We start from the raw sequence: 12,898 nt of genomic DNA, 5'->3' as shown, positions 1-12,898 counted from the left end.
CCCACTCGCACCCACGGCGCCCCACGCCGCCGCACTCCGCAGCCCTGGAGCCACCGATGACTGCCCTGCACACTCCCGCGCCCGCACCTGCGCGCGGCAACCCTGATCCGGCACCCCGCCGGGTCGGCTTCACTCAACGGCTCAGCCGCTGGGACGTCAAGCTCTCCCCGTACCTGTACATCTCCCCGTTCTTCCTGCTGTTCGCCCTCGTCGGCGCCTTCCCGCTCGTCTACACCGCCTACGTCTCGGTGCATGAGTGGAACCTGCTCGGCGGGCAGGGCGAGTTCGTGGGCCTGCAGAACTTTGCCGACGTGCTCGGGCAGGCGATCTTCTGGAAGTCCGTGGGGAACACCTTCTCGATCTTCGTGCTCTCCGCAGCCCCACAACTGGCACTGGCCATCACGATCGCGGCGCTGCTGGACCAGAACCTGCGCGCGGCCACGTTCTGGCGGATGGGCGTCCTGGTGCCCTACGTGGTGGCCCCGGTAGCGGTCTCGCTGATCTTCGGGCGGATGTTCGCCGACCAGTACGGCCTCATCAACGCCATCCTCGGCGGGATCGGCCTGGACCCGGTCGGCTGGCACAGCGACCGGTTCGCCAGCCATGTGGCGATCGCGACGATCGTGAACTTCCGCTGGACGGGGTACAACGCCCTCATCCTTCTCGCGGCGATGCAGGCCGTACCACGCGAGCTGTACGAGGCGGCCGTGATCGACGGCGCCGGCCGGTTCCGCCAGTTCTTCTCCGTCACCATCCCGCAGATCCGCTCCACCATGGTGTTCGTGGTCATCACCGCCACCATCGGCGGGATGCAGATCTTCGACGAGGTCCGCATGTACGACCCGATCGGCTTGGGCGGGCCGAGCCGCAACTGGATGACCACCGTGCTCTACCTGTACGACGTGGCCTGGGGGAACCAGAAGAACTTCGGGCGCGCGGCGGCCGTCGCCTGGCTGCTGTTCCTGCTGATCGTGTGTATCGGCTTGATCAACTTCTATCTCACCTCTCGTATCGCAGCCGCTGACGGCGACCGGTCGGCCGTGAGCCGGCGCCGCACCCAGGCGCTCATCGCCCAGGCACAGGCCAAGGCACGCGCAGGTTCGCGGGCCGAGGCGCCCACGGCACCCCTGCCCGCTCACGCCGCTGCGCTACCGGACGACGGCCCGCCAGGCCAGGCTCCGCCGGGGCGCACCACCAGATCGACGAGGGATTCGGGAGGGCAACGATGAGCTCGGTACCTGTCACCGCACAGACCGCCGGCAAGGCGGCCGCCCGGGCGGCCGTGCGCCGACGCAACCGGGGATCGCGCGCCACCCGTGTGGCCCAGCGCCGCCCCGGCTGGGTCACCTACGCCCTGCTCGGGATCGCCCTGCTGATCTCGATCTTCCCGCTCTACTACACGCTGCTGCTGGGCTCGTCCACGCAACAGGAGGTCTCCCAGAACGCGGTGCCGCAGTGGCTACCGGACCTGAGCCTGTTCGACCGCTTCGCCACGGTGGTCAACGCCAGCCAGATCAACTTCTGGAAGGCGCTGACGAACTCGGTGATCATCTCGGTCACCGCCTCGCTCGCGGTCGTGCTGTTCTCCACCCTCGCCGGATTCGCGTTCGCGAAGCTGCGGTTCGCCTGGCGGCGGGGTCTGCTCGTGTTCGTGATCGCCACGATGGCGGTGCCCACCCAGCTCGGCGTGATCCCGCTCTACATCCTGATGACCGACCTGGACTGGGTGGGCAAGCTGCAGGCGGTCATCGTGCCGGCGATGCTGTGCCCGTTCGGGGTGTTCTGGATGACCCAGTACCTCTCCTCGGCACTACCGTTCGAGCTGATCGAGGCCGCCCGTGTGGACGGGGCGTCGATGCTGCGCACGTTCCGTTCGGTGGCGCTGCCTGCGGCAGCCCCGGCAGCGGCGATGCTGTTCCTGTTCTGGTTCGTGATGCAGTGGACGATGTTCTTCTGGCCCTCGATCGTGCTCAACTCGCAGAACCCGACGCTGCCACTGGTGGTGCAGTCACTCCAGGGCCAGTACTTCACCGACTACTCGCTCGTGATGGCCGGGATCTTCCTCGTCACGTTCCCGCTGCTGGTGATCTTCGCGATCGTCGGCAAGCAGCTCGTGGCCGGGATCATGACCGGTGCGGTCAAGGGCTGAGGGAGGATCATGACCACACAGCCGACGACCCGCGCCCTGAGCCCACAGGTTCCGTTCACGCCGACCACTCCCCTGCCCGCTGCCGGACCGGCCGCGGCCCGGTTCCCGGAGGGCTTCACATGGGGTGCGGCCACCGCCGCCTACCAGGTGGAGGGCGCGGCTGCCATCGGCGGCCGCGGGCCCTCGATCTGGGACACCTTCTGCCGGGTCCCAGGAGCCGTGCACGGCGGCCATGACGGCGCAGTGGCGTGCGACCAGTACCACCGCTACCGCGAGGACGTGGCGCTGCTCCGTGATCTGGGTGTGGATTCCTACCGGTTCTCTACCTCGTGGGCGCGGGTGATGCCGGATGGGCGCACCGTGAACCGGGCCGGTCTGGACTACTACTCCCGGCTCGTGGACGAACTGCTGGCGTCCGGTATCGCGCCGTGGCTGACCCTCTACCACTGGGACCTGCCGCAGGCCCTGGAGGATTCCGGCGGCTGGCCCGCCCGCGACACCGCCTACCGGTTCGCCGAGTACGCCGCGGTGATGCACGATGCGCTCGGGGACCGGGTCCGAACGTGGACCACGCTCAACGAACCGTGGTGCTCGGCGTTCCTCGGGTACACGGCGGGGGTGCACGCTCCCGGCCGCCAGTCCCCGGCGGACGGGGTGGCGGCGGTCCACCACCTGCTGCTGGGGCACGGTCTGGCCCTGGGCGAGTTGCGCCGTCGGGACGCTGAGGCGAGCCTGGGGATCACGCTGAACTTCACCGTGGCTGACCCCTTCGACCCCTCCGATCCGGCGGACGTGAACGCAGCCCGGCTTGAGGACGGGTTCTTCAACCGGATGTTCCTGGACCCGATCTTCTGCGGCGCCTACCCGGCGGACATCGTCGACGACGTGGCCCATCTGGGGCTGGCCGATCACGTGCAGGACGGGGACCTGGACCTCATCTCGGCACCGATCGACGTGCTGGGCGTGAACTACTACAACGGGGCGGCCGTCTCGGCCCGCCCGGAGCAAGGAGTTCCTCAGGGCCAGAACCGTCCCGACGGCGTCCGTTCCGTGAGCGAGGGACCTCACCGTGAGGTGTCGCCGCCACAGCCGGTGGGGCCAGTGCACCCGCGCAGCCGGGGCCTGCCCACGACCGATATGGGCTGGGAGGTGCAGCCGGAGGGCCTGACGCGGCTGCTGCAGCGGTTGCAGGCCGACTACGCCGGGCCCCGTGGGGTTGCGATGTACGTCACCGAGAACGGGGCGGCCTATCCCGATGTGGTGGAGCCGGACGGCTCGGTGGACGACCCTGACCGGATCGCCTACCTGGATGCGCACCTGCGGGCCGTACACGCCGCGATCGAGGATGGGGCGGACGTGCGGGGATACTTCGTGTGGTCGCTGCTGGACAACTTCGAGTGGGCGCTGGGCTACAGCAAACGGTTCGGGATCGTGCGGGTGGACTACGAGACTCAGCGGCGCACCGTGAAGGCCTCGGGGCGCTGGTATGCGCAGGTGGCCGCAGCCAACGCAGTGGACGCAGTGGACGCAGGTCCGGCCGCGACGCCCGCCGGGCCGCGCGAATCACCTGACGGTCAGCCACGATGACGCTGACGCGACTAGGCTCCGGGTCCATGCCCACCGTCACGCTGGACGACGTCGCCCGCGCTGCGGGCGTGTCCCGATCGACCGCCTCGCGGGCGATCAACGGCGGCCGGAAGGTCTCCCCGGAGGCGCAGCGGGCGGTCGACGACGCGGTGGCGATGCTGGGGTACTCACCCAACCCGGCGGCTCGCACGCTGGTGACGCGGCGGACCGGCTCGATCGCGCTGGTCGTACCCGAGCCGGACGCCCGGATCCTCTCGGACCCGTTCCTGGCGGGACTGCTGCGCGGAGTCAGCGACGGGCTGACCGGTACCGATCTGCAGTTGGTGCTGCTGATCTCGCGGCAGGGCGAGCGCCCCGGACGCACCGCCCGGTACCTGCGCGGTGGGCATGTGGACGGTGCGATCGTGGCCTCCCATCACGAGCAGGACCACCTCGACGACCAACTCGCCGATGCCGCGCTCCCGGTGGTGTTCGTCGGGCGACCGCTGTCGGATTCAGGACTGCACTACGTCGACGCCGACAACGTCGCCGGTGGGGCGATCGCGGCCCGGCGGCTGCTGGAACGGGGGTGCCGCCGGATCGGCACCGTGACCGGTCCGATGACCATGCCCGGCGGCCTGGACCGGCTGGCCGGCTGGGAGCAGGAGATGACCCGCGCGGGACGGGCCACCGATGCGGTCACGCATGGCGACTTCACGGTCGAGGGTGGAGCCCGGGCCACGGTCGAGCTGGTGGAGGCTCACCCCGACCTGGACGGGATCTTCGTGGCCTCGGACCTGATGGCCCTGGGGGCGATGCAGGTGCTGACCGAACGCGGAGTGCGGGTACCGGAGGACATCGCCGTGATGGGGTACGACAACCTCGGGGTCGCCGAGCGCACCACCCCGCGCCTGACCACCGTCTACAACCCACTGGTGGAGATGGTGGCAGCCGCGACCGCCACGCTCCTGGACATGGTGGACGGTGCCCCCGCACCCGCCGGGCCGCAGGTGCTCAGCCCATACCTGGTCGAGGGCGGGACTGCGTAGCCCTCCTTGGCCCAGCTCGGCCGATAGCCCTGACCGGATCGACACGCCCGCGTCTGGGTGCGCACCATGCTGCGGAGCCCGACGCATCTGTGTCAGTTGCGTCAGCCGGAGGACGGGCTCAACTCCCCCCACCCAGCGCCGCGCTGATCTGCCCGATCGCGGCGGAGGTCTCCTCCTCGGTCCCGTGCTCGGCGGCTCCAGCCACCACCACACCCGCCACGCCGGCGACGGCCAGCAGTTCCTCCCCGTACCGGATGGCGGCTTCCACGCCGGCGCGGAACGGATCGGACGCCGTCAGCACGCTCTCCACATAGCCAGCCGGCAGCACCGCGGCCGCGAACGAGGCCAGCAGCTCAGCACTGGGCACGTCCAGCACCACCGGAACCCCGGGCAACAGCGGCACGTCAGCCCCGGCCTGCCGCATCGCTGCCACGAAGGCCCTCACCTCGTCGGCTCCCCCGCAGTACTGGGTCAAGCACAGCTGCGCCCCGGCCCGCACCTTCTCGGCCAGCCGCTCGGCCCGGCGATGCACCGGGGGCGACGCCGGGGACTCGGCCACCGAGACCAGCAACCCGTGCTTACGTGCCAGCCCCACCAGCTCGGTCGACTCCAGGTCGAAGACCGGCTGCGCGTCCGGCCGGTGCCCACCGGCCGGGTGATCGCCGGTCACGCAGTGCACTCCCGCCGCACCCACAGCAGCCAGCCCGGCCAGCTCTCCCTCCAATGCCACCCGGTTGCGGTCCCGGCAGTTCAGTCCCGGCCACGCCCGCAATCCAGCCCGCCGGATCAGCTCGGCCCGGTAGGTGGGCGGGAACTGCACCCGCGCCCGCCCGGAGTCACCGGCGAGCACGGCGTCGACCCGCCCCGCCAGCTGCCGCCCGCACGCCTCAACCGAGGCGACGTCCATGGCCCGGGCGGGCATCCCCGCCACCACGATCGGACGGCGCTGCAGCAGGTCGAGGATCTGAAGACCCTCCGCCGTCGGGGGTGTGGTCGCCGGGCCCGGTCCTGGCCAGGGCACGGTCGCCTCAGTCACAAACGGGCAGGGCTCGGGCGTCACCTCACAGGTTCCGTCCGCGGCCACTCCCCCGCACGGTCCGTAGGTCATACGCTTGGGGCAACCCCCGACGGTAGAGAGAGCCAGGGAGGTCGTCATGGCGTGGACTCGTCCAGGGCGAGCCGCATCCCGGCCCGGTGCGCCGCCACGGTGACGCGCTCGGCCAGTTCAGCGGGGGCGTCGGCCGCACCGGGAGCGGTGGCCACACCACCTTCGCTGACGAGCCGCCCGCCGACGTACACCTGGGCCAGGTTCCGCAGTCCGCACGCGAGCACGTAGGTGGCATACACATCCCAGATCGGGCCGGTGTCCGGGCGCCGGGGATCGACCACCACGAAGTCGGCGTACTTGCCCACCTCCAGGCTTCCCACCCGGTCGGCGACCCCGAGCACCTCCGCCGATCCCAGCGTGTGCAGGCGCAGCACCTCCCGCGGCATCATCACAGCCGCCTCGTGGTGTAGGGCACGCTGGGAGTACATCCCGAGACGCATGTTCGCGAACGGGTCGGAGATGTCGGTACAGGACTGATCATCCAACCCCATGCCGACCTCGATCCCTTCTCGCTGGTAGCGGACCACATCGGCCACCCCGGAACCGAGGCGGCCGTTCGAGGTCGGCTGCCACACCATTCGCGCGCCCGCGCGGGCGGCTTGGGCGACCATCTCGTCCGTCGGGTGGATGAAGTGACCGAAGAGGAACTCCGGCCCGAGTGCGCCCGCCTGCACGTACCAATCGAACTTCGAGCGCTGCACGTCGATCCCCTCGGCGGTCTCGACGAAGTGGGCCTGGTTGGTGATGCCGTGCTCGGCCATCATCTCGGCCTCGAGCTCGGCGGTACGCGGGCCTGCAGCCCACTGGACGGCGCCCATCACCGAGGAGCCGAGGTACAGCTCAAGCCCCGTGTGCTCCGCCGCGGCGCCGACCATGTCCGCGAACGTCGCCCGGACCTGGGACTCGGGAGCCGCTTCGTCATCGAGCCGGATGGCGTGGACGGTGCGCAGGCCGGCGTCACGGGCACCGTCGAACTGCCGGGTGAGGTACTCGGGCGGGTGGACCCCGACGAGCTCGTTCCGGGCCGCGGCCGCGTCGTAGCGCCAGGTCACCCGCGACTGGGTGAAGTTGTAGGCGGAGGTGATGCCGTTGGCAAGGAAGTCGAGGCTGCCGTGGAAGGTGGACCAGTACATGTCCTCCGCGCCGGTCTGCGCGAAGACCTCCATCATGGCCCCCACCCAGGGGTAGAGGGTCGATCCGGAGGCGATCCCGCGCAGCCCGGAGGTGAACAGGTGCGAGTGGGCGGAGACGAAACCCGGGGCGACGATGGCACCGGCGGCGTTGAGGATCTCCACCGGGCCGCCGTCACCGGCCACGAGCGCGTCGGCCGGTGGATCACCCTCGCCGAGAGACTCGATGCGGCCGTCGGTGCCGACGCGCATCCAGCCATGGAACCAGTCGGGTAGGCCATGCGGATCGTCGGCCATCGGGAGCAGCAACGCGTGGGTGAGCAGGAGCGGGCGGGAGGAGGTCATGAGCGTCATCGTCCGCCGCGCGTGTCACCGGAAGATTGCGCTGCCGTCACGCGGGCGAAACATCCGGTCCCTAGTCTCAATGTTGATCACATCAACATTCGCGATCGTCGCATCGACGATGAGTCAGTGACAGAGAGGACGGGATATGACCGTGACAGCCCGGCCGGCACACCACGTAGACAGCCACGAGACTCAGGAGCGGAGCGCCCAGTTCCGCCGGGCGATGTCCACCCTCCCGGCCGGAGTCTGCGTGATCACCACCGCAGACTCCGAGGGCACCCCCAGCGGGCTGACGGTCAGCACCGGATTCTCGGTCTCGGTGACCCCTCCGATGTTCGGGCTCTGCATCGATCTGCGCGCCCGCACGCTACCGGTGCTACTGCAACGCGGCGCGTTCGTGGCGAACATCCTGCACGGCGACGCCGAGGAGGCCGCCGCCGTCTTCGCCTCGCGCGCCATCGACAAGTTCGACCGCACCGGCTACACCCGCACTGGGACGGGGCTGCCGTGGCTGGACCGGCACGCCGCGCATGCCGTGGAGTGCACGATCAACTCCACCACCGAGGCCGGTGACCACCTGCTGATTGTGGGCGCCGTCGGGGCCGTGCACGCCAGCCCGGGCAGCGCAGGTACCCCCGGGACCGCGCAGTCCATGCTTGCCTACGGCGACCGGGCATTCCACCGCCTGCCTCGTCTACCCTGACCCAGTCTGACGGAGAGAACGCGGATGCCCGCCTCCCCACCCGCCATGACCACCCCGTCCATCCGGATTCCCGACGGCGGCCCTCCCGTCCTGCAACCGGACTCACCACGCCCGGGCTACCTGCCGGCAACCCCGGCGACCGTGCTGTGGGGCGAGTTGCCGTGCGGGACTGACAGGGCCGTCGTCGAGGTCAACCGGGGCGAGGAGCTGGTGATCGATACCGTCTCGCACGAGGGAATCCTGGAGGATCAGGGGCGCGACCCGCTCGCCTACTTCGCAGGCCTGGGCGTGCCGGCGGAGCGGGTGCTGACCGATGCGGTCGAGATCGCGGCGATGGTGCCGCACGACCCTGCGACCCAGGGTCCGCACGTGGTGACCGGTCCGGTACACGTGCGGGGAGCCCGGCCCGGGGACGTGCTGGCGATCACCGTGCTGGATCTGGCGCTGCGCTGCGACTACGGGCTGGTCTCCAACCGGCACGGGCGCGGTGCGCTGCCGGAGGAACTCCCGGCCGGGGGTGAGGACGTCGTCTCGGTGCCGTGCTGGACGGGCCCCGGGGGTTCAGGCGACGCGACGACGACGGCGTACGGCCATATGGCAGCCAGCGCCCGGAGCGAGGCCACGGTGCGCTTCCCTCTCCGCCCGTTCCTCGGCACGATGGGGGTAGCGACGGCCGGGTCGGAGCGCGCGCATTCAGTGCCGCCTGGACCGCACGGCGGCAACCTGGACATCTCCCTGCTCACGGCCGGGTCGACGCTCTACCTGCCGGTGCAGGTGCCCGGCGCGCTGGCATACGTGGGCGATCCACACTTCGCGCAGGGGGACGGCGAGGTGGCACTGACGGCGTTCGAGGCGCCGTTGCGTGCACGGCTCCGCTTCGAGGTGATCCCGGCTGAGTCCTTGCCGCACCCGCCGATGATCTGGGCCGAGACGCCGGAGCTGCTGGTGCCCGTGGGGCTGGATGCCGATCTGGACGAGGCGATGCGGGCGTGCGTGCGCTCGGCGCTGACGTTGTTGACTGGCCGCGGGATGGATACCGCGCACGCCTACGCCTACCTCTCGGCGGCAGGGGACTTCGCCGTCTCGCAGGTGGTGGACCGGGTGTGCGGCGTGCACGGAAAGATCCGGAAGGCCGATCTGGCCGAGCTCTGAGGCCCTGGACCACTCGGGATCGCACACCCACGAGGGTTGACCACAGCAGCGGGCCGGCGGCGACCGTCATCCAGGCACGTGAGACGGGGAGCCCTGTCGTCGAGCGAGCACGGAGCGAGGCGGTGCCGCTGTGAACGGCCCCACACCGACCGGAACCTCACCCGGGGCGAGGTTCCGGTCGGTGTTCGGTTCAGGGGCGAGGCTCTGGCAGGGGCTCGCGTTCTCGCCCACGGTGCGGTCCGGCCCGCCCCTCACCGCACCCGGAAGGTACTCGCCTCGACGATCGCGGCAGCCAATCGCTGCACTCCGGCCTCGAACAGCACCTTGCCGGCGTCGGCAGTAGCCGTAGTCGGGTCGCCGATGTGCCCGTCGGGCCCGAAATCGTCCGAGAGCCACCCGAAGCTGACGGGCTTGCCGAACCCGATCTGCTCATAGGCGGTCAACTGTTCGGGCACCCGCCGCACGGCGCGGTCCATCTTCACCAGGTCCGGGCGCAGGTGCAGCATCAGGGACGTCTCGCTGTGCCCGCCATGGATGCCCAGGCCCAGCTCGTGCGGGTTCGACACGTCCCGCACCTGGTCCCCCGGCACGGACAGGTGCGCGAAGAACGTCGCCAGCCCGAACTGGCGCCGCAGTTCCCGGCACGTCACCTGCCCCAGTGCTGAGTTCCCGCCGTGCCCGTTGACGAACACCAACCGGGTGATCCCGGAGGTCTGCAGCGAGCGCCCGATGTCCACCAGAGTGCGCATGAGCGTGTCCCACGAGAGCCAGATCGTGCCCGGCGCCCAGTGGTGCTCATCGGACTTGGTGTAGGCCAGGCCCTCCAGCAGCACCACCGGCGCCGCGCCGGCCTCGGCCACCTCGGCCACCGCTGCTTCAGCGGCCGAGGTGGCGGTGACGTAGTCGGTCGAAACCGGCAAGTGCGGGCCGTGCTGCTCGATCGCCCCGAGCGGGAGGACCGCGACCGTGCCCTCGGGCAGCTCGGCGACCTCGGGGAACGTCAGGTCGACGAAGCGGGGTGCCGGCATCAGCGGGCTCCGATCGTGGTGCGTGTGTCGGGCCGGGCGAGCGAGGTGTCCAGCTTGCCGGGATTGAGCAGGCCACGCGGGTCGGTGCGCTTCACCGTCTCGAGCACCAACTCCACGTTGCGGTCGACGTACCACTGGTGCGGGGAGTGCACCCCGAGTCCCGCCGCCTCCAGCCGCGGGATACCAGCGAGCACCTGCTCCTCGCTCTCGTAGTCGGCCACCACCATCGCCAGCGGCTGGCTGCCCATGAGTTCCAGGTGCAGCCTGGTGCTCGGCCCGTAGACCGCCCGGACGGCGTCCGGGTCGTCCCACAGGACCGTCCCCCCGGTCTCCAGGTGGAAGCAGGTGGGTTCACCCACAGCCTGCTGCCAGTAGTAGATCGGGTGGTTGTAGGACTGGGAGGAGAGCTTGTCGGTCGCGGCATAGTCCTCCAGCACACCGACCACCTCTCCCCCGGCGGCCCCGACACGGCGGCTGATCTCCGAGACCGTGGAGACCTCGGCGATCACCCGCAGACTGTAGGAGGCCGGATCCAGCTCGACGTCCGCGGGCAGCGTGGCCACCAAAGCCGGTTCGTCCCCGGAAGCCAGCCGCGGCAGGACCGGCAGGTCCAGGAGGGACCGGTGCACCGAGACCAGAGCCTCATAGGTGGGCAGCGCTGCGTATATCGCCACCCACTCCCGGGCAGGGTCGGTGCGCACGACCGCCTCGGTGATCACACCCGTCACCCCGTAGGCGTGAATATAGGCCTGGGTTTCGTCGCCCGTCACGACGACGGAGCGTCCGCTGCCGTCCATCGGCGCCACGGTCAGTGACTCCACCCAGCCATCGCCGGTGGTCCCCCGGGCGATCGTGCCGGTGCCGGCGCTGCCGCCACCGAGGAAGCCGCCGATGGTGGAGCCCTTGGTGGAGGGGAACATCCAGATATCGCGCCCGGCCGCCCGGCCCGCGACGTCGATGGCAGTGAGCTTGGCACCCGCTCCGGCCCGGACCAGGTCGCCCTCCACGGCGATGTGGTCCAGCCCCCGCAGGTCGAGGGTGATCCCGCCGTCGAAGGGGGTCAGTTGCCCGTAGTTCCCGGTCCCGGCACCCCGGGGGGTGACCGGAACACGGGCGTCGTAGGCGAGCGCCAGGATGACCGGCACCTCCTCCGGTGTGCTGGGCCGGACCACCAGGTCAGCCAGGTAGCGCCCGGCGGGCACCTTCTCGGCCAGGATCGGCGACATCTTCGACCAGTCCGAGGAGACCTTCCGGACCAGTTCGGGATCGGTGGAAACGGCGTCCGGTCCCAGCTCGAGGGCGAGGAGGCCGGCGAGTCGTGCGGTGCGCTCGGCGATGGTGCGCTCCGTCATGTGTCACTCCCCCATCGAGATCGAGGTGTCGATGAACTCGTTCGTGTACAACGCCTCGGGGTCCACCGCTCCGGCGTCGGTGATGGTGCCCTGCGCCTCCAGCAACGGGGCGAAGGTGTCGACGATCTCCGCCATCCGGTCGGGGTCGAGCTGACCGAAGACGCCGGATGCCGGATCGTCGGTGACGATCCCTTCGTCCAGCTGAGCCTGCGCGGAGAAGGCCGCGACCCCGGCGGAGTAGGTCCAGGAGAGGTCGTAGGCCTCCACGAGCTCGACGATCAGCTCGTTCGTGGGCTCCGGGTCGGCCAGATAGTCGATCTGTGACTGCTGCATGATCGGCACCAGCAGCTCCAGGCAGGGCGAGAGCTCCTCCAGCTTGTCGGCGCGCACGGCCAGCGGCTCGGGGTAGATCGAGAACCCGACCTCGCTCATCAGCTGGTAGCCCACCGGGCGGCCCCATTCGGCGATCTCGTTCTCGTAGATGTAGGGCTCGGCGGTGGCGAAGCCCTGCTGCATGATCGTGGTGTCGGAGACGAACCGAGCCGGGGTGCCCTCGTAGCTGGTGTCGGACTGAGCCAGGTCGAAACCGACGGTCTCGGCGAGCAGCGCCGGGATCACGTCGCCGGAGGTGACCACCACAGCTCCCTGACTGGTGACCTCTTCGATGGTGGTCGCACCCGGATAGGTCTCGGGGTCCCACATGAGGATCTGGGGGCTATGGGTCATCTGCGAGGTGACCGCCACGGTGGGTTGCGCCTCGTGCGCGGCGATGGCCGCATCGGTGTTGACCGCACCGAAGGTGATGTCTTCATCCAGGTACATCAACGCCGGAACGGGCTGGAATCCGACGTTCGGGCCGCCCGGCCGCACCTCGATGTCGACCCCGGTGTCGGTGCCGTCGACCACGAGTGAACCGCTGACTGACTTGTTGTCGGTGTCGATCTCGTAGTCGGGCCCCACCAGCTGATACATGGCGCCGTGCTCGGCCTCGGGCTGCCAGTCCTGCTGCATGACCACGGTGGCCGGGCACACGCCCGCCAGATCGAGTGCACTGCCCGCCTCGGCTGCGGTGGTGCCGGCGGCTACGTCCCCGGAACCGGTGTCACTGGGTTCGGTGGCGTCGCTGCTGCCGCTGCAGGCGGTGAGGACGAGCAGGCCGGCCGCGGTGGTCGCAGACAGGAGGAGGTGTCGCTTCATGGGGATCTCTCTTTCGGAGGAGGGACGGGGGTTGGGGGTGTGCGGCTACCCGGGGCGGTCGCGCCCGGGTAGGCCGGGAACAGGTGAGGCTGGTGCGGGGCGCGTGCTGCGCCGTCGCC

11 protein-coding genes are annotated in these 12,898 nt (G+C 70.2%); 6 read left to right on the top strand and 5 right to left on the bottom strand.

Annotation, left to right across the window (positions count from 1 at the left end; translation table 11 throughout):
• The first annotated feature begins 56 nt into the window (after window positions 1–56).
• From IM660_RS02825 to IM660_RS02810, 4 genes are read left to right on the top strand one after another with little or no spacing between them, the layout of a single operon-like run.
• Complete coding sequence (locus tag IM660_RS02825; RefSeq protein ID WP_193497920.1) at window positions 57–1,229, top strand: carbohydrate ABC transporter permease; 1,173 nt, start codon at window positions 57–59, stop codon at window positions 1,227–1,229.
• Window positions 1,226–2,149, top strand: coding sequence for a carbohydrate ABC transporter permease (locus IM660_RS02820; protein ID WP_193497919.1), 924 nt, complete (start codon window positions 1,226–1,228; stop codon window positions 2,147–2,149). Before IM660_RS02825 ends, IM660_RS02820 begins: the two co-directional genes overlap by 4 nt.
• Before the next feature lie 9 nt (window positions 2,150–2,158).
• Window positions 2,159–3,736 carry a glycoside hydrolase family 1 protein gene (locus IM660_RS02815; RefSeq protein WP_193497918.1) on the top strand — a complete coding sequence of 526 codons (1,578 nt, stop codon included), beginning with the start codon at window positions 2,159–2,161 and terminating at the stop codon, window positions 3,734–3,736.
• 26 nt (window positions 3,737–3,762) lie between these two features.
• Window positions 3,763–4,764, top strand: coding sequence for a LacI family DNA-binding transcriptional regulator (locus IM660_RS02810; RefSeq protein ID WP_246465100.1), 1,002 nt, complete (start codon window positions 3,763–3,765; stop codon window positions 4,762–4,764).
• Window positions 4,765–4,882: 118 nt separating this feature from the next.
• On the opposite strand, the gene IM660_RS02805 is transcribed toward IM660_RS02810, so the two are convergent.
• Window positions 4,883–5,920 carry a methylenetetrahydrofolate reductase C-terminal domain-containing protein gene (locus tag IM660_RS02805; protein ID WP_193497916.1) on the bottom strand — a complete coding sequence of 346 codons (1,038 nt, stop codon included), beginning with the start codon at window positions 5,918–5,920 and terminating at the stop codon, window positions 4,883–4,885.
• Window positions 5,917–7,347 carry an amidohydrolase family protein gene (locus IM660_RS02800; RefSeq protein ID WP_210769065.1) on the bottom strand — a complete coding sequence of 477 codons (1,431 nt, stop codon included), beginning with the start codon at window positions 7,345–7,347 and terminating at the stop codon, window positions 5,917–5,919. Before IM660_RS02800 ends, IM660_RS02805 begins: the two co-directional genes overlap by 4 nt.
• Window positions 7,348–7,492: 145 nt before the next feature.
• On the opposite strand from IM660_RS02800, the gene IM660_RS02795 reads away from it, so the two are divergent.
• Complete coding sequence (locus IM660_RS02795) at window positions 7,493–8,050, top strand: flavin reductase family protein (RefSeq protein ID WP_193497914.1); 558 nt, start codon at window positions 7,493–7,495, stop codon at window positions 8,048–8,050.
• 45 nt (window positions 8,051–8,095) lie between these two features.
• The gene (locus IM660_RS02790; RefSeq protein WP_193497913.1) at window positions 8,096–9,202 is read left to right on the top strand and encodes an acetamidase/formamidase family protein; all 1,107 of its coding nucleotides are present in this window, start codon (window positions 8,096–8,098) and stop codon (window positions 9,200–9,202) included.
• A 251-nt stretch (window positions 9,203–9,453) separates the two neighbouring features.
• Here IM660_RS02790 and IM660_RS02785 read toward each other — a convergent pair whose 3' ends face one another.
• Genes IM660_RS02785 through IM660_RS02775 form a run of 3 tightly spaced genes read right to left on the bottom strand, consistent with a single transcriptional unit; the run spans window position 9,454 to window position 12,779 of the window.
• Window positions 9,454–10,230: a creatininase family protein gene (locus tag IM660_RS02785; protein ID WP_193497912.1), complete on the bottom strand. Its 777-nt coding sequence runs from the start codon at window positions 10,228–10,230 to the stop codon at window positions 9,454–9,456.
• On the bottom strand, window positions 10,230–11,582 hold the full coding sequence (locus IM660_RS02780; protein ID WP_193497911.1) for an FAD-binding oxidoreductase: 1,353 nt from the start codon (window positions 11,580–11,582) through the stop codon (window positions 10,230–10,232). The genes IM660_RS02785 and IM660_RS02780 overlap by 1 nt, the downstream gene beginning before the upstream one ends.
• A 3-nt stretch (window positions 11,583–11,585) precedes the next feature.
• Window positions 11,586–12,779, bottom strand: coding sequence for a hypothetical protein (locus tag IM660_RS02775; protein WP_193497910.1), 1,194 nt, complete (start codon window positions 12,777–12,779; stop codon window positions 11,586–11,588).
• Between the last annotated feature and the right edge of the window lie 119 nt (window positions 12,780–12,898).

Source organism: Ruania alkalisoli, from assembly GCF_014960965.1.
Classification (GTDB): domain Bacteria; phylum Actinomycetota; class Actinomycetes; order Actinomycetales; family Beutenbergiaceae; genus Ruania; species Ruania alkalisoli.
Note: the sequence above shows the minus strand (reverse complement) of the source record. Positions and strands in the feature narration are given on the sequence as shown.

Coding starts and splice junctions, on each gene's coding strand:
- IM660_RS02825 (WP_193497920.1), top strand. CDS start 57: ATGACTGCCCTGCACACTCCCGCGCCCGCACCTGCGCGCGGCAACCCT.
- IM660_RS02820 (WP_193497919.1), top strand. CDS start 1,226: ATGAGCTCGGTACCTGTCACCGCACAGACCGCCGGCAAGGCGGCCGCC.
- IM660_RS02815 (WP_193497918.1), top strand. CDS start 2,159: ATGACCACACAGCCGACGACCCGCGCCCTGAGCCCACAGGTTCCGTTC.
- IM660_RS02810 (WP_246465100.1), top strand. CDS start 3,763: ATGCCCACCGTCACGCTGGACGACGTCGCCCGCGCTGCGGGCGTGTCC.
- IM660_RS02805 (WP_193497916.1), bottom strand. CDS start 5,920: ATGACGACCTCCCTGGCTCTCTCTACCGTCGGGGGTTGCCCCAAGCGT.
- IM660_RS02800 (WP_210769065.1), bottom strand. CDS start 7,347: ATGACCTCCTCCCGCCCGCTCCTGCTCACCCACGCGTTGCTGCTCCCG.
- IM660_RS02795 (WP_193497914.1), top strand. CDS start 7,493: ATGACCGTGACAGCCCGGCCGGCACACCACGTAGACAGCCACGAGACT.
- IM660_RS02790 (WP_193497913.1), top strand. CDS start 8,096: ATGACCACCCCGTCCATCCGGATTCCCGACGGCGGCCCTCCCGTCCTG.
- IM660_RS02785 (WP_193497912.1), bottom strand. CDS start 10,230: ATGCCGGCACCCCGCTTCGTCGACCTGACGTTCCCCGAGGTCGCCGAG.
- IM660_RS02780 (WP_193497911.1), bottom strand. CDS start 11,582: ATGACGGAGCGCACCATCGCCGAGCGCACCGCACGACTCGCCGGCCTC.
- IM660_RS02775 (WP_193497910.1), bottom strand. CDS start 12,779: ATGAAGCGACACCTCCTCCTGTCTGCGACCACCGCGGCCGGCCTGCTC.